Origin of the sequence: Streptomyces sp. CNQ085 (genome assembly GCF_022614595.1) — a bacterium.
In the GTDB taxonomy this organism is placed as follows: domain Bacteria; phylum Actinomycetota; class Actinomycetes; order Streptomycetales; family Streptomycetaceae; genus Streptomyces.
The window spans coordinates 1-15,980 of the sequence record NZ_JAJFAU010000115.1; the positions used below are offsets into that span (position 1 = coordinate 1).

14 protein-coding genes and 1 pseudogene are annotated in these 15,980 nt (G+C 74.0%); 7 read left to right on the forward strand and 8 right to left on the reverse strand.

Annotated elements, in window-relative coordinates; all coding sequences use genetic code 11:
- Positions 1–28 precede the first annotated feature (28 nt).
- Positions 29–1,243, reverse strand: a complete 1,215-nt coding sequence (locus LJ221_RS17880) for a CHAD domain-containing protein (RefSeq protein ID WP_374228493.1) — start codon at positions 1,241–1,243, stop codon at positions 29–31.
- Complete coding sequence (locus LJ221_RS17885; protein WP_241717736.1) at positions 1,227–3,440, reverse strand: RNA degradosome polyphosphate kinase; 2,214 nt, start codon at positions 3,438–3,440, stop codon at positions 1,227–1,229. Before LJ221_RS17885 ends, LJ221_RS17880 begins: the two co-directional genes overlap by 17 nt.
- A gap of 333 nt (positions 3,441–3,773) precedes the next feature.
- Here LJ221_RS17885 and LJ221_RS17890 point away from each other — a divergent pair.
- A pseudogene (locus tag LJ221_RS17890) lies at positions 3,774–4,460 on the forward strand (SWIM zinc finger family protein); the annotation flags it as partial.
- Between the two features lie 241 nt (positions 4,461–4,701).
- On the opposite strand, the gene mshD reads toward LJ221_RS17890, so the two are convergent.
- Positions 4,702–5,628 (reverse strand): mycothiol synthase, encoded by a 927-nt coding sequence (mshD, locus tag LJ221_RS17895; RefSeq protein WP_241717737.1) that lies wholly within the window; start codon positions 5,626–5,628, stop codon positions 4,702–4,704.
- 146 nt (positions 5,629–5,774) lie between these two features.
- Here mshD and LJ221_RS17900 point away from each other — a divergent pair, with 146 nt between their 5' ends.
- From LJ221_RS17900 to LJ221_RS17910, 3 genes are all read left to right on the forward strand, one after another.
- Positions 5,775–7,592 (forward strand): bifunctional UDP-sugar hydrolase/5'-nucleotidase, encoded by a 1,818-nt coding sequence (locus tag LJ221_RS17900; protein ID WP_241717738.1) that lies wholly within the window; start codon positions 5,775–5,777, stop codon positions 7,590–7,592.
- A 322-nt stretch (positions 7,593–7,914) separates the two neighbouring features.
- Entirely contained in the window at positions 7,915–8,127 is a 213-nt protein-coding gene (locus LJ221_RS17905; RefSeq protein WP_241717739.1) for a hypothetical protein, read from the forward strand.
- 11 nt (positions 8,128–8,138) lie between these two features.
- Complete coding sequence (locus LJ221_RS17910) at positions 8,139–8,498, forward strand: DUF4180 domain-containing protein (RefSeq protein ID WP_241717740.1); 360 nt, start codon at positions 8,139–8,141, stop codon at positions 8,496–8,498.
- On the opposite strand, the gene LJ221_RS17915 is transcribed toward LJ221_RS17910, so the two are convergent.
- The 5 genes from LJ221_RS17915 to LJ221_RS17935 all read right to left on the reverse strand — a co-directional run bounded on the left by LJ221_RS17915 (position 8,488) and on the right by LJ221_RS17935 (position 13,724).
- Complete coding sequence (locus LJ221_RS17915) at positions 8,488–9,936, reverse strand: HAMP domain-containing sensor histidine kinase (protein ID WP_241717741.1); 1,449 nt, start codon at positions 9,934–9,936, stop codon at positions 8,488–8,490. The genes LJ221_RS17910 and LJ221_RS17915 overlap by 11 nt on opposite strands.
- Positions 9,933–10,724, reverse strand: coding sequence for a response regulator transcription factor (locus LJ221_RS17920; RefSeq protein ID WP_241717742.1), 792 nt, complete (start codon positions 10,722–10,724; stop codon positions 9,933–9,935). Before LJ221_RS17920 ends, LJ221_RS17915 begins: the two co-directional genes overlap by 4 nt.
- Positions 10,725–10,746: 22 nt before the next feature.
- Positions 10,747–11,733 (reverse strand): S1C family serine protease, encoded by a 987-nt coding sequence (locus LJ221_RS17925; RefSeq protein WP_241717743.1) that lies wholly within the window; start codon positions 11,731–11,733, stop codon positions 10,747–10,749.
- Positions 11,734–11,837: 104 nt separating this feature from the next.
- On the reverse strand, positions 11,838–12,863 hold the full coding sequence (locus LJ221_RS17930) for a LacI family DNA-binding transcriptional regulator (RefSeq protein WP_241717744.1): 1,026 nt from the start codon (positions 12,861–12,863) through the stop codon (positions 11,838–11,840).
- 24 nt (positions 12,864–12,887) lie between these two features.
- The gene (locus tag LJ221_RS17935) at positions 12,888–13,724 is read right to left on the reverse strand and encodes a response regulator transcription factor (protein ID WP_241717745.1); all 837 of its coding nucleotides are present in this window, start codon (positions 13,722–13,724) and stop codon (positions 12,888–12,890) included.
- A 127-nt stretch (positions 13,725–13,851) separates the two neighbouring features.
- On the opposite strand from LJ221_RS17935, the gene LJ221_RS17940 reads away from it, so the two are divergent.
- The 3 genes from LJ221_RS17940 to LJ221_RS17950 all read left to right on the forward strand — a co-directional run.
- On the forward strand, positions 13,852–14,865 hold the full coding sequence (locus tag LJ221_RS17940) for an alpha/beta hydrolase (RefSeq protein ID WP_241717746.1): 1,014 nt from the start codon (positions 13,852–13,854) through the stop codon (positions 14,863–14,865).
- Between the two features lie 12 nt (positions 14,866–14,877).
- Positions 14,878–15,144, forward strand: coding sequence for a MoaD/ThiS family protein (locus tag LJ221_RS17945; protein WP_241717747.1), 267 nt, complete (start codon positions 14,878–14,880; stop codon positions 15,142–15,144).
- On the forward strand, positions 15,141–15,980 hold an 840-nt coding region (locus tag LJ221_RS17950), incomplete at its 3' end, for a hypothetical protein (RefSeq protein ID WP_241717748.1). The genes LJ221_RS17945 and LJ221_RS17950, both read left to right, overlap by 4 nt.

Genomic DNA, 15,980 nt, shown 5'->3' on the forward strand with positions numbered 1-15,980 from the left:
GGCGCGGGACCCGCGCCCGCGCCGCTCATCAGCGGCCCCACTCCGCGCCGAAGGCCACTGCGGCCGTGTCCGCCTCCGGCGCCTGCGCCGGATACCCCGGCCCGGCCACCTGGGCCGCCGCCGGGCGCCACAGCCGCCCGAAACCGAACCTCGCCGCCTCCACCTCGTGCCGCTGGTCGGCGTGGAGCACTCCGAGCGCGTAGGCGGTGGCGGGGGCGATACGGGGGGTACGGGCCGCGGCAGCGGCCGCCGAGGCCGCCTCGGCGGCGTCCTTGTGCCGGTCCAGCGCCCGGCTCGCGGCGGTCAGCGCCGGGTCGTCGGCGCCCAGCACCTCGTGGGCGTACCGGCGCAGCCGCACCAGCAGCCGCACCTGGTTCCAGGCCGCGTCCAGCTCCCCGTCCACGACGAGGGTGTGGGCGAACGCCTCGCCGTTGTACGACTGGCGGGCCCGGGTCAACGGCAGCGCCTCCACCGCCTCGGCCGCCCGCCGGTGGGCCTGCTCGGCCAGCGGCGGCAGCACGCGTACGGCCGGACGGGCGACGTCCTCGCCGGCCAGCGGCGCCTCGGAGGCCAGCACGGCGACCGCGTCGGCCACGGCGTGGAAGCGGGCCGAGCCGAGCGTCTGGAGGGCGGCGGAGTGGGCTCGGGTCCGGGCGAGGGTGAGCTGCCGCTCCAGCAGCGCTCCGGCGCGGGCCGCGCCGATGCCCAGGCCGCCGCCGGACGAGGAGGAGCCGCGCTGGGCGGGCGGTCCGGTGGCGGCGGAGCCGGCCGTGGAACTGTCGGCGCCCGCCACCCCGGCCGGCGCCGACGACAGCCGGTGCAGCGCCCCCAGCAGCCTCTCCAGCCGCACCTCGTACACCCGCTCCTGTCCCAGCACACCCGACAGCCAGGCCAGCTCGGAGCCGATCTGGTCGGCCCGGGCGGCATCGGTCAGCGGCCGGTAGACCCGCAGCGCCGCGCCGACGCGGCGGGCGCAGCGGCGCATCGTCCGCACGGCCTCGGCCGCGACGGCCGCCGACTCGGCGCTGCCCACGCTCTCCTCGTGCAGCCGCAGGCTGCGCAGGAAGCCGGTGGCCTGCCGGTGGAGGTACTCGGCCAGCACCTCGCCCGCGGTGGCCTCCCCCGGACCCGGACCCGGACCCGTCTCGCGGGGATCCTCGCGGACCACCTCCGGAAGCGTCCGCGGATACGGCTCCCCTCCCCCGTCGGACGCGTTGGGGGGCAGGTCATGTGGCTGGACCACGTCGGCGCCTCCGGGCGTCGATGAGCATTTCCTGGACGTTCCGCAGGGGCCGCCCCTCGGCGTCGGTCGCGTGACGCGTCCACTCGCCGTCCGGGCCGAGGTGCCAGGAGGCGGTGGTGTCCGCCATGCCGGTCTCCAGCAGCCGGTCGAGGGCAGCCCGGTGGCCGGGGTCGGTGACCCGTACCAGCGCCTCGATGCGCCGGTCGAGGTTGCGGTGCATCATGTCGGCGCTGCCGATCCACACCTCCGGATCGCCTCCGCCCGCGAAGGCGAAGACCCGGGAGTGCTCCAGGAATCGCCCCAGCACGCTGCGCACCCGGATGTTCTCCGACAGCCCCGCCACCCCCGGCCGTACCGCGCAGATGCCGCGCACCCACACGTCCACGGGCACCCCGGCCCGGGAGGCGCGGTAGAGGGAGTCGACGATCGCCTCGTCGACGATCGAGTTGACCTTGATCCGCACATACGCCGGCCGCCCGGCCCGGTGGTGGGCCATCTCGCGGTTGACGCGCTGGATCAGCCCGTCGCGCAGCGAGCTGGGCGCGACCAGCAGCCGGCGGTAGGTGGTGCGGCGCGAGTAGCCCGACAGCCGGTTGAACAGGTCGGACAGATCGGCGCCGACGTGCGGGTCGGCCGTCAGCAGACCCAGGTCCTCGTACAGGCGGGCGGTCTTGGGGTGGTAGTTGCCGGTGCCGACGTGGCTGTAGCGGCGCAGCGTATCGCCCTCCTGCCGCACCACCAGGGACAGCTTGCAGTGCGTCTTGAGACCGACGAGGCCGTAGACGACGTGGCAGCCGGCCTCCTCCAGCTTCCGCGCCCACTTGATGTTGGCCTGCTCGTCGAAGCGGGCCTTGATCTCCACCAGCACCAGCACCTGCTTGCCGGACTCGGCCGCGTCTATCAGCGCGTCCACGATCGGGGAGTCGCCGGAGGTGCGGTACAGCGTCTGCTTGATCGCCAGCACGTCCGGGTCGGCGGCGGCCTGCTCCAGGAGGCGCTGCACGGAGGTGGAGAAGGAGTCGTAGGGGTGGTGCAGCAGCACGTCGCGCTCGCGCAGCGCCCCGAAGACATCGGGCGCGGAGGCCGACTCGACCTCGGCCAGGTCGCGGTGGGTGCCGGCGACGAACTTGCGGTACTTCAGCTCCGGCTTGTCCAGCGAGACGATCCCGAACAGGCCGGTGAGGTCCAGCGGGCCGGGCAGCGGGTAGACCTCGGCCTCGGAGACCTTCAGCTCGCGCACCAGCAGGTCCAGCACGTACGGGTCGATGGACTCCTCGACCTCCAGGCGCACCGGCGGGCCGAAGCGGCGCCGCATCAGCTCCTTCTCCAGCGCCATCAGCAGGTTCTCGGCGTCGTCCTCCTCCACCTCCAGATCCTCGTTGCGGGTGACCCGGAACATGTGGTGGGCGAGGACCTCCATCCCCGGGAACAGCTCCTCCAGGTGGGCCGCGATCACGTCCTCGATGGGCACGTAGCGCTGCGGGGATGCCTCCAGGAAGCGGGACAGCAGTGGTGGCACCTTCACCCTCGCGAAGTGATTGTGCCCGCTGACCGGGTTGCGCACGACCACGGCCAGGTTCAGCGACAGCCCGGAGATGTAGGGGAAGGGGTGGGCCGGGTCCACCGCCAGCGGGGTCAGCACGGGGTAGATCCGCTGCCGGAAGAGGGTGAACAGGCGGGCCTGCTCCTTCTCCGTCAGGTCCGGCCAGCGCACCAGGTGGATGCCCTCGTCGGCCAGGGCGGGCAGGACGTCCTGCTGGAAGCAGGCGGCGTGCCGGGCCATGAGCTCGCGCGAGCGGTTCCAGATCAGCTCCAGCACCTCGCGCGGCTGGAGGCCGGAGGCTGAACGGGTGGCCACCCCGGTGGCGATGCGGCGCTTGAGGCCGGCGACGCGCACCATGAAGAACTCGTCGAGGTTGCTGGCGAAGATGGCCAGGAAGTTCGCCCGCTCCAGCAGCGGCGTGGCGGGGTCCTCGGCCAGTTCCAGCACCCGCTCGTTGAAGGCGAGCCAGCTTCGCTCCCGGTCGAGGAAACGTCCCTGCGGCAGCCCCTCGCCCGCCCCGTCGGGGCCCTCGCCCTCGCGGTACGCGTCGGAGTCCGCGTCGAGACCGGGCTCGATCGCGTGCCCCGGCGTGATCATGGCGTGGGGACGCGAGGCGGCGATGAAACCGACGGGAGGCTGGACAGACTGGCTCATTCCTCCATTGTTCCGCGCCGCCAGAGGCAACGGCGCGTCGGCGAGCTGCGGCCCGGGGCGTGGCCCCGGGGCCGACGCCTTCGGCACGACGGGCTGCATTCCGCGATGCTCGCAAGCGAGTCTGAATCGTCGGTTAAGCCGACATGGCTGTCAGGCGATCCCCGCACTTCGCACGGGTGTCGGAGACCGGAACGATTCGCTCCGGCGAACCGTCGCGGCGGGTTCCGGGAGTGTACGGCGGTGTACGGCGGATGCCGCCGATCGCCGACTGGGTGCTCCACAGTCGTTCGGACTGAATGTCAGAGGTCATCTCTATGTTCGTGTGCCATGACGACCACCTTCGACGGGCCGGTGGTGGAGAAGAAGGTGCCGCTGCCGGACCGCTGGCTGCGTGGCTTCGCCGAGACCCAGGTGATCGCCTCCGCCTTCGACCTGCGCGCGGAGGTCACCGCCGTCGAGGCGGTGCGTCTCCTGCGTTCCCTGCCGCGCACCCGTCCGGGTTCGGGGACCGCTCTCTGGGTGGTGCGGGCCGGGCGCTCCCTGCGGCCGGCCACCCGGCCCGTGCCCGGCGCCGTCTGCCTGCCCGGACCGGACCGGCTCTCGGCCCTGCTGCGGGTGATGCGCCACGCCACCGGGCTGCGCCTGTACGGGCCGCCCGCGACGACCGCGAGCGGCGCGGCGGCCTCCGCCTGGGAGCTGCTGCTGCCGGGGATGCGGCTCACCCTCACCCTCTCCCCCGATCCCGTGCGCGGCTTCTCGGGCGAGGGCGCGGCGCTGGAGACGCTGTCAGGTGAGGAGGCGGCCGAGGACGCCGATCCGGTCTCGGTGCTGCTGGCCTGGAAGCCGCGTGTGGATGTCGGGGAGCTGGCCCGGCGGTCGGGTCTGACGCCGCAGCGGGTGCGGGCCGCCCTGACCGTGCTGGGCACCGACGGGCGGATCGGCTACGACACGGCCGAGGCGGCGTACTTCCACCGCGAGCTGCCCTACGACGCCGGGCGGGACCGGCCCGTGCCACCACGTCCCGGCCGTGCGCCCCGTCCCGGACACCCGGGGCGTCCCGGATGACCAGGGAAGCCCCGGCTTCCGACGTCATGGCTTCCCGGACGGGTGAGGGGCCGATGTGTTCGCCCTCCTGCTCGCCACAGCCTTCCCCCGCGCCCCCGGTGGCCCTCACCCCCGGGCCCGGCGTGCTCACCGTGCCGCGCATCGGCACCGGCGGCGGGCGCCGCCCGGCCCGCCGCCTCCGGCTCCCCGTGCCGGTTCAGCCCTCCATGCGGTACATCAGGTCCACCTCGTGGGTCTCGAACCCCAGGCCCTCGTAGACCTTCACAGCCGCGGTGTTGTCGGCGTCCACGTACAGCATCGCGGTCGGCAGACCGCGGTCGCGGGCGAGGTAGCGCAGGCCCACCAGCGTCAGCGCCTTGCCCAGGCCGCCGCCCTGGGCCCCGGGGGTGACCCCGACGACGTACACCTCGCCGAGTTGCTCGGCGCTGTGGACCTTGGTCCAGTGGAAACCGAGCAGCTCCTCGCCCTCGCCGGCGCCCGCGGCGGCCCCGCCGCCGCGCACGGCGAGGAAGAAGCCCTTGGGGTCGAACCACGGCTCGGCCTTGCGGTCATCCAGGTCGCGCTGGGTCATGCCGCCCTGCTCGGGGTGGTGGGCGAAGGCGGCGGCGTTGGCGGCCAGCCAGGCGGTGTCGTCGCGGCCGGGGGCGAAAGTACGCAGCCGCACTCCCGGCGGCAGCGTCGGCTCGGGCAGGTCCAGTCCCGTCAGCGGGCGCCGCATCTGCCGCAGTTCGCGGAAGAGGGTGAGGCCGAGCAGCCGGGCCAGGTGCCGTGCGGCCGGGTGGCCGCCGTGCGCCCACACCCGCAGCCGCCGGCCCGACGCCTCCAGCAGCGCGCGGCCCAGAGCGAGTCCGTGGCCCTGGTTGCGGTGGCCGGGGTGGACGACGAACTCGCCCGTCGGGGCCTCGACCGGGTCGGTGTCCTCCAGTTGCCCGTAACCGGCCAGCTCCCCCTGTTGCCAGAGCAGCAGGTGCCGTACACCGGCGCGGCGACCACCGCGCAGCTGGAGGCGGCCCTGCTCGGAGACGGCCGACTGGCCGTCCACCCGGGCGGCCTCGTCGATCAGCGCCTGGGCCTGCCGCACGGCCTCGGGCGTCAGCTCGTCCACAACCACCACGTCGCTCATAGGGAGAAGCCTACGCAGCATCGAAACCCGGTGGTTACCAAAGCAACAATGACACGCTACGCGCGTTGACCTAGGCTTCCCCCGCCACCACCGGCCACTTCCAGGCCAACTCACGTCCTCAACAAGGGAACAGAAGGGGACAGAACATGTCCACTCCGCCCAAGCGGTTTCCCCTCTCCCGCAGACTCACCGCCGCCGCGGCCGGTCTGCTGACGGTCGGCGCCCTCGGCGCCGCCATGCCCGCCGCCGCCCAGGACGCCCCATCGGCGGCTCCCGGCGCGCACGGCGACCGCGGCAAGCACCACGGCCACACCGTCGACCTCCAGGTGCTCGCCATCAACGACTTCCACGGCAATCTGGAGCCCCCGACCGGCTCCTCCGGCCGTGTGACCCACGAGCACCCCGACGGCACCACCGAGCAGATCGACGCGGGTGGCGCCGAGTACCTCGCCACCTCCCTGCGCGAGGCCCGCAAGGGCAACCCGTACTCGGTCACCGTCGCCCCCGGCGACATCGTCGGCGCCAGCCCGCTGCTGTCGGGCCTCTTCCACGACGAGCCCACCATCGAGGCGATGAACGCGCTCGGCATGGACGTCGTGGGCGTCGGCAACCACGAGTTCGACGAGGGTGCCGCCGAGCTCGAGCGCCTGCGGAAGGGCGGCTGCCACCCCGAGGACGGCTGCTACGACGAGGGCCGTTCCTTCGGCGGCGCCGACTTCCCGATCCTCGCGGCCAACGTCGTCGACGAGAAGACCGGCAGGCCGCTGATGGCCCCCTATACCGTCAAGAAGATGAAGGGCGTCCGCGTCGGCTTCATCGGGGTCACGCTGGAGGGCACGCCGGACATCGTCTCGGCCGAGGGCGTCAAGGGACTGAAGTTCCTCGACGAGGCCGAGACCATCGACAAGTACACCGAGGAGCTGCGCCGCAAGGGCGTCAACGCCGTCATCGCCCTGGTCCACGAGGGCGGGTTCCCGGCCTCCAGCGCCTACAACGCCGACTGCGGCGAGGACGGCGGCGGGCTGTCCGGCCCGATCGTGGACATCGCCAGGCGGACGAACGCGGGCGTGGACGCGCTGATCACCGGCCACACCCACCAGCCGTACGTCTGCTCCGTCCCCGACCCGCGGGGCGAGGACCGCCTGGTCACCTCCGCCGCCTCCTACGGCCGGCTGTTCACCGAGCTGAACATGGAGTACGACCGCCGCACCCGCGACATCGTGCGCGCCTCGGTGGAGGGCGCCAACCGCGTCGTCCACCGCAACCAGGAGAAGGCCGCCGACCTCACCGCCCTGATCGACTACTGGAAGGGGCTGGCCGCGCCCGTCGCGGGCCGTCCCATCGGCTGGATCTCCGAGGACATCACCGCCGACCGCACCGCACCCGAGTCCCCGCTGGGCGACCTGATCGCCGACGCCCAGTTCGCCCACGCCCGCGGGCTGGACCCGGAGGCGGACCTGGCCCTGATGAACCCCGGCGGCATCCGCGCCGACCTGGTGCACGCGGCCTCCGGCACCGAGGGCGACGGCGTGGTGACGTACGCCGAGGGCTTCACCGTCCAGCCCTTCTCCAACACCGTCAACCTGACCACCCTCAGCGGCGAGCAGCTCCTGACAGTGCTGCGCGAGCAGGTCAGCGGCGCCAACGAGGCGTCCCCGAAGATCCTCCAGGTCTCCTCCGGCCTCACCTACACCCTCGACCTCACCCGGTCCGGCGCGGACCGGATCGTCGCGGACTCGGTGCGGCTGAACGGCGAACCGATCGACCCGTCGGCCTCCTACCGTGTCGCGGTCAACTCCTTCCTGGCGGGCGGCGGCGACGGCTTCCCGACGCTGGCCCAGGGCACCGACCCGCTGGTGGGCGGCGACGACCTGGCGGCCCTCCAGGACCACCTGACCGCCAACTCCTCCGCCGCCGACCCGCTGGACGCCCCGGCGGCGGACCGGATCACGGTCGTCCGGTGATCCCCCACGGCGGATGAGCCTCCCTCCGCGGGCCGCCTTCCCCCGGCCCGCGGAACTCCCCCACGACACTGCGACGGACCGCCGTCCGGGTGAAGATCCGGTTCCCACGGGGGCGGAAGCACCGTGTCCGGCATGGTCCGGTGCCAGGGCCGGAATGCTTCCGCGCGTCGGTTCGTCGGTTCGACGGCCCCGGCATCCGGTCACCCGGGGCGCGCGGGACCGCCCGCACGCCGAGAGGACCCGGGAGCATGCTCCGCAGCGTGAAGTACCGCCGGACGCGGAGGGGCGCCGTCCTGCCGCTGTCGGTTTCGTCTACGGGGACTTGGCGGAGGCCGAGTTCTGGAACGACGTCACCACCTGGACGGACAGGCGGATCGTCCTCACCGCCGAGGCCGGCGAGGTCATCGACGCGCACGCCCTCACCGTCGCCCGCGCCGACCCGGAGGACAGGGGGGACGAGACCGGTGGCCTCCTCCGTCGACACCTCGCCCCGCCTGGAGTGAGGACGCGTCGCCCCGTGCGGCGGCCCGGCTAGGCTAGGCAGCCATGACCACCCTTCTGACGTTCCACGGCATCCCCGTCCTGATGTGCGCCGACGAGGGCGCGGCCATCGGGGAGCGCGAGGCGCTGGACCTGATCGGCGACGCCGGATACCGGGGCGCCCGGTGGGTCGCCGTGCCGGCCGGGCGGCTGCACGAGGACTTCTTCCGGCTGCGCACCGGCCTCGCCGGGGAGATCGTCCAGAAGTTCGCCAACTACCGCCTGGGACTCGCCGTCGTCGGCGACGTCTCCGCCCGTACGGCGGCCAGCGCGTCGCTGCGGGACTTCGTCCGCGAGTGCGACCGCGGACAGCAGATGTGGTTCGTCGCCGACGAGACGGAACTCGCCGAGCGCCTCACCCCGTAGCCGTTCCGTCCGGCCTCCTCCCGGACCGGTCGGGCGTCTCCGGCGGGGGCACCGGGGCGCCGGGGAGGCGGAGGACGGCTTCCGTGCCGCCGCCCGGGGCCGGGTGGAGGGCGATCTCGCCGCCGCTGCGGCGCACCGTGCGGGCCACGATGGCCAGGCCCAGGCCCGAGCCGGGGAGGCTGCGGGCGGACGGGGAGCGCCAGAAGCGGTCGAAGACGTGGGGGAGTTCGTCCTCGGGGATGCCTGGGCCCCGGTCGCGCACGCGCAGGGTGCCGGTGGAGCCGTCGAGGCGGACGTCGATCGTTGCGCCGGGCGGGGAGAACTTCACGGCGTTGTCCAGCAGGTTGACCACCGCCCTCTCCAGCGCGGCCGGTTCGGCCCGCACGTACCAGGGGGCCAGGTCGCGGGTGATGGTGATGTCCGAGCCGCGCAGCCGGGCGCGTTCCACGGCGCGTCCGGCGGTCTCGTGCAGGCCGGTGATCTCCACCGGCCCGCCGGCGGCCGCGGCGTCGGGCCGGGACAGCTCCTGGAGGTCGCCGACGAGGGAGGCCAGTTCGCCGATCTGGACGCGCACCGATTCCAGCAGTTCCCGGCGGTCCTCGGGCGGGAGCGGGCGGGCGGCCTGCTCGCTGCGCACCAGCAGGTCGATGTTGGTGCGCAGCGAGGTCAGCGGGGTGCGCAACTCGTGCCCGGCGTCGGCGATCAGCTGTTGCTGGAGGTCGCGGGAGGTGGCCAGGGCGGCGGTCATGGCGTTGAAGGAGCGTGACAGGCGGGCGATCTCGTCGTCGCCCTCGACGGGAATGCGGACGGTCAGGTCCTCGGTGCGGGCGACGTGCTCGACCGCGCCCGTCAGACTGTCCACCGGGCGCAGGCCCGCGCGCGCGAGCAGGACGCCGGCGCCCGCCGCGCCGAGCACGCCGGTGGCGGCGACCAGGCCGAGGACGAGGGCGAGGGTGTCCAGGCTCTGGTCGATCTCGGCCATCGGGCGGGCCACGGTCACGGCGGCGTCCGTGCCGCTCAGGGGAGTGGTGAGCACCCGGTACTCATCGCCGCCCGCGGTGACGGTGTGCAGGGCCTCCGCGCGCTCGCCGCGGGCGACGGCCACGTCGGCGGCGGAGACCGGCAGGGGCCGTCCGCCGAAGGCCATGCACCTGTCGCCGTCACGGTCCACGAGCTGCACGGTGGAGTCGAAGGGGTTGGGGGTGTCCAGCCGCTCCTCTTCCGGCACCGCCCGGCACTGCCCGGCACGGACGAGGTCGATGAGCCGGCGGTCGGGGACCCGGTTGGTGTGCAGGGCGTCGTCGAGGGAGTCGACGAGCTGCGCCCGCACCAGGATCCAGGCGGCCAGCGAGCAGGCGGCAACCGCCATCGCCACGGCCGCCGCGACCAGCAGTGCCAGGCGTGAGCGCAGCGGCAGGGAGTTGAGCCGTGAGGTCACGGGCGCACTCCTCCCGGTGCGGGGCCGGATGCCGTGCCGGGTCCGGCGCCCGGGGTGTCCCGCAGGACGTAGCCGACGCCGCGCACGGTGTGCACCAGGCGCGGCTCGCCGCCGGCCTCGGTCTTGCGGCGCAGGTACATCACGTACACGTCCAGGGAGTTGGAGGAGGGTTCGAAGTCGAAGCCCCAGACGGCCTTGAGGATCTGCTCGCGGGTCAGGACCTGGCGCGGGTGGGCCATGAACATCTCCAGCAGCGTGAACTCCGTTCGCGTCAGCTCCACCGGCCGTCCGCCGCGGGTGACCTCGCGCGTGGCGAGGTCCATGCGCAGACCGGCGAAGGAGAGCACCTCGGTCTCCCCGGCGCCGGCCTGCTCACGGGCGTAGGAGCTGCGGCGCAGCAGGGCGCGGATACGGGCCAGCAGCTCGTCCAGCTCGAACGGCTTGACCAGGTAGTCGTCCGCGCCCGCGTCCAGGCCGGTGACGCGGTCGCCGACGGTGTCGCGGGCGGTGAGCATCAGCACGGGGACGGTCACCCCGTTCGCGCGCATCCGCCGGGCGGCGGTCAGCCCGTCCATGCGCGGCATCAGCACGTCCAGGATCACCAGGTCGGGGCGGTACGTCTCCACCTGCCGCAGCGCCTCCAGGCCGTCGGCGGCCAGCTCGGTCTCGTAGCCCTCGAAGGCCAGGCTGCGGCGCAGGGCCTGCCGTACGGCCGGCTCGTCATCGACGACCAGCACACGCGCGGGCGGGGCGGGACGGGGCGTGGCGGAGGAGACGGTGGTGGTCATGTCGGGGAGTGTCGCATCCGCCTCATCCGTCGGCGCGCAGGTCGTCGAGGATCTCCTTGACGTCGTTCACGGGTACGGCGAAGCCCAGGCCTACGCTGCCCGCCTCGGCGGCGGTGGAGGCGTTGCTGTGGATCGCGGAGTTGATGCCGACGACCCGGCCGTTCATGTCGACCAGCGGGCCGCCGGAGTTGCCGGGGTTGAGGGAGGCGTCGGTCTGGATGGCCCGGTAGGTGGTGGTCTCGGAGCCCAGCTCGCCGTTGTACCGGCCGCCGTCGAACTCGAAGGGCCAGGACCGGTCGTTCCTCGGCCGGCCGTCCTCTCCCGTCCGCTCCACGGTGACCTCGCGGTCCTTGGCGGAGACGATGCCGCTGGTGACCGTGCCCGACAGACCCTCGGGCGAGCCGAAGGCGACGACCCGGTCGCCGACACGGACGGAGTCGGAGTCGCCGAGCTCGGCGGGGGTGAGGTCGCCCGCGCCCTCGACCCGGAGCAGCGCCATGTCGAGGTCGGGCTCGGTGCCGACGACCTCGGCGCGGGCGGTGTCGCCGCCGGAGAAGGTGACCTCGATCCCGGTGGCGCCGGAGACGACGTGGTTGTTGGTGAGGATCTCGCCCTCCTCGGAGATCACCACGCCGGATCCGGTCGCGGAGCCGGAGCGTGAGGAGGCGCTGATCTCCACCACGCTGGGGGTGAGGGCCCCGACGACCCCGGCGACCCCGGTGCCGGTGTCGGAGACGCCTGTGCCGGGGACGGAGGAGGTGGCGGCGGGCGCGGCGCCGTTCCCGAACGTCTCGGCGGCCAGGGTCGCCGTACCGCCGCCGACCGCGGCGGCCACGATCGCCACGGCCGCCAGCAGCCCGACGGGGCGGCGCGCCCGCGGCCGGGCATGCGTGCCGGGGGCGTGTCCGGCACCGGGCTCGAGGACGGGGGGCCCGGGAGTGGGGGACTCGTACGGCGGGCGGGGCGGATACGCGCGGTTCGTCTCGTGGTCGCTCTCGTGGTCACTCATGCACACGACTGTGCGCGCCCGGAATGAGAACTTCATGAGGGCGGGCTGAAACCCGGGGAAGAACCGCCCCGGGGAGTCCTGGCCGGAGCCCGGCCCGGCCGCGGTCAGGCGCCACAGCCGCAGGAGCGGCGCACCACCAGTCCCGTCGGGAACTGCCGCACGCGCTCGCGCCGTGAGCCCGTCGCGCGCACCCCGTCGTCCAGCACCAGGTCGACCGCGGCACGGGCCATCGCCTCGCGGTCCGAGCCCACCGTGGTCAGCGGCGGATCGGTCAGCGCCGCCTCCTTGACGTCGTCGAACCCGGCCACCGCCAGTTCGCCGGGTACGTCCAGACCCAGTTCGCGGGCGGCGCGCAGCACGCCGATGGCCTGGTCGTCGGTGGCGCACACCAGCGCGGGCGGGCGGTCGGGGCCGGCCAGCAGGTCAAGGGCGACGCGGTAGGTGTCGTAGCGGTTGTAGGGGGCCTGGAAGAGACGGCCGTCGGTGGAGTGTCCGGCCTCCCTCATCGCCCGGCGCCAGCCCTCCACGTGGTCGGTCACCGGGTCGCCGTAGGCGGGGGTGGACTCCACGCCGCCCAGGCATGCCACGTACTCGTGGCCGTGCTCCAGCAGGTGCCGGGTGACCATCTGGGCGCCGCCGACGTCGTCGAGGACGACGGCCACGTCGTCGATCGCCTCGGGCCGCCGGTGCAGCAGCACCACACGCGCGTCCCAGGCATCTATCTCGGCGGCGGCGCGTTCGCTGGGGCCCTGGCTGATCAGGATCAGACCCGAGACGCGCATGCCGAGGAAGGCCCGCAGATAGTGCACCTCGCGCTCGTCGAGGTAGTCGGAGTTGCCGACGAGCACCATCTTCCCGCGGTCGGCGGCGGCCTGTTCGACCGCGTGCGCCATCTCCGCGAAGAACGGCTGGCGGGCGTCGGGGATGACAAGCCCTATCAGATCGGTGCGCCGGGACGCCATCGCCTGCGCGACCCGGTCCGGCCGGTATCCCAGCTCCTTGATCGCGGCGAGCACACGCTCGCGGGTCGCGGGCGCGACCGGCCGGGGCCCATCGTTTATCACATAACTGACGACCGCAGTCGACGTACCCGCCAGTCTCGCCACATCGTCCCGCGTCACCTTCGCCACAGCGGGCAGTCTACGCGCGCCAACTCAGTTCCCTCCCCGGCGAGCGGCGGCCCTCCGCCCGCCCCCGGCCGCGCCGCCGTCCACACCGCCGTCCACGCCGTCGGCCGCGTCCTGCGCCATTCTCTCGGCGGCGTCCACGGTCGCCTTCGCGTCCTCGCGGGCCCGGCGCTCCTCGGAGGTCGGCTCCTTCTTCTCCGGCAGCACGAAGCGGTAGCCGACGTTGCGCACGGTCCCGATCAGCGACTCGTGCTCCGGGCCGAGCTTGGCCCGCAGCCGCCGCACGTGGACATCGACGGTCCGGGTGCCGCCGAAGTAGTCGTAGCCCCACACCTCCTGGAGGAGCTGTGCCCTGCTGAACACCCGGCCGGGGTGCTGCGCCAGGTACTTCAGCAGCTCGAACTCCTTGAAGGTCAGGTCCAGCACGCGCCCCTTGATCTTGGCGCTGTAGGTGGCCTCGTCCACCGACAGGTCGCCGGTGCGGATCTCCGCCGGGCCGTCGTCACCGGCGATCTGCCGCCGCCCGGTGGCCAGCCGCAGCCGGGCCTCGACCTCGGCCGGGCCGGCGGTGTCCAGCAGGACATCGTCCACGCCCCACTCGGCGGTGACGGCCGCGAGGCCGCCTTCGGTGACCACCAGGATCAGCGGGCAGCCCGGCCCCGTGGAGCGCAGCAGCTGGCACAGGGAGCGTACCTGCGGCAGGTCGCGGCGGCCGTCGACCAGGACGGCGTCGGCGCCGGGGGTGTCCACCAGCGCCGGGCCCTCGGCCGGGGCCACACGGACGTTGTGCAGCAGCAGGCCGAGGGCGGGCAGGACTTCGGTGGAGGGCTGGAGGGCGTTGGTCAGCAGGAGTAGTGAGCTCATGACGTCGAGTCCTTCCCCGGCCCCGGTCGGGGCATGTGGCGGTACTGCTTCGTACTGCGCTCCGAAAGCACGAAAGGACCCGGGGGCGGCACTGCCCGGATCCTTCTCGTCATCGACAATATCCCACATGAGCGAGGACGTGGAGGGGACGGAGGGGTCTTTCCGTGGTGGGGTCATCACCCGCGGTGGCGGAGACGCGGGGCGGCGGACGCCTTCGCACACGCTGCCGCGGGCGCGGCTGCGGACCGAGGACGGAGTGGGCATAGACGCCTGCTACCAGCCCCGCGAGGGGGGCTTCGGCGACCGGGACGGGGGTGCGCGGCGGGCCGCCGGACGGGTTCCGGCGATCGTCGTCGCGCACGGTTTCACCGGCTCGCTGGAGCGGCCGGCGGTGCGACGAGTGTCACAGGCGTTCGCCCGGCACGCGGGTGTGATCACGTTCTCCTTCCGCGGACACGGCCGCTCCGGCGGGCGTTCCACGGTCGGCGACCGGGAGGTGCTCGACCTGGCCGCGGCGGTGCGCTGGGCGCGTTCGCTGGGGCACTCCGCGGTGGTGACGGCGGGCTTCTCGATGGGCGGCTCGGTGGTACTGCGGCACGCGGCGCTCCACCGGCCGGAGGCGGCCGGCACGGGGCGCGGAACCGGGGAGGGCGGCGGGGACGGCCCCGGTGACACCGCGCACAGGATGCACCGGGGGCGCACAGACGCACACACCGACGCGGTCGTCGCCGTGAGCGCCCCCGCCCGCTGGTACTACAGGGGCACCCCGGCCATGCGGCGGGTCCACTGGGCGATCCAGCACCCCGCCGGACGCCTGGTCTCCCGCTACGGGCTGCGCACCCGCATCCATCACCGGGACTGGGACCCGGTGCCGCTGTCACCGGTGGAGGCCGTGCCGCTGATCGCCCCGACCCCACTGCTGGTGGTGCACGGCGACCGGGACACCTACTTTCCGCTGGACCACCCGTACTCGCTGGCCGAGGCGGCCGACCCGGCGTCCTCGGAGCTGTGGATCGAGCGCGGCTTCGGCCACGCCGAGAACGCCGCGCCCCCGGAGCTGCTGGAACGGATCGCCGCCTGGGCGACGGCACGGACCGGGGCGGCGCCACGTCATCATGGGAGCGGCACGACGGACGGCTGAGAGGGACACACCATGCCGAGCGGCATGATCCGCTACTGGGCCGCGGCCAAGGCCGCCGCCGGGATCACCGAGGAGAGATACGAGGCCCACACGCTGGCCGAGGCGCTGGCCGAGGCGCGCCGGCGGCATGCCGGCCGGCCGGACTTCGACCGGGTGCTGGGCCTGTGCTCCTTCCTGGTGGACGGCGAGCCGGTCGGCAAGCGCGACCACAACCTCGTCCGACTGACCGAGGGCGGCGCCGTCGAGGTGCTCCCCCCCTTCGCGGGAGGCTCCCGTTGACCGACCAGCACTACCCGCCCGGACGGCCGTACGGCTCCCAGCCCGGCCCCCACGGCCACGAGGACGGCCACGAGCACGGCCAGGACCCTTCGGCTCCCGCGTACGGCGGGTACGACGCCTACGGCGAGCCCGCCGGACAGGACCGGTACGGCCGGTACCAGCAGTACGACCACCAGTACCGGCAGCCCAGCCAGTACGGCCAGTACACCGCCCCCGGTCAGGAACCGTACGCCGCCCCCGGCGTCTCCGCGCCGCCCCACCGCCCCGGCCCCGGGTCCCTGCCGCCGGAGCAGGGCGGTACGGCCGGCGTACCCCGTGCGGCGGCCGCCGCCGCTCCCACCACCCCGCGGCGTACCGGCAGTCCGATCATCGCGCCGGGCCTGGCACCCGCCGCCCTCACCGCCCTCCTGGCCGTGCTGCTCGCGGCCACCGCCCAGGTCTCCCGCCCGGTGTCGGCCGTCGCCGTGGTGCTGCTCCAGGCGGTCACGGCCGCGGGCTGGTTCCGGCTCAACGGCATGTGGCCCGCGCGGCAGGGCATCGCGCTGGCGTTCCTGGCGGGCGTCACCGCGGACATCGCCCTGCTGGCGCTCGGCGCCGGGCACGCCTCGGCCGTCGTCGTCGGCACGCTCGGGGTGTGGGTCCTGTTCGTCCTCGTGCTCCAGCTGCGCAACCACTCCTCGCCCGACGAGCGCCTGTACGCCCTGACGGCCGGGGTCGCCTCCACCGCCCTCGCCGTACTCGCCGTCGGCCATCTGGCCGCCGAGCCCGACGCGGTGACGGCCGGCGCGCTCGCCGTGGCGGCCGCCGCGCTGGCCCGGGCGCTGCCGCTGCCGCGG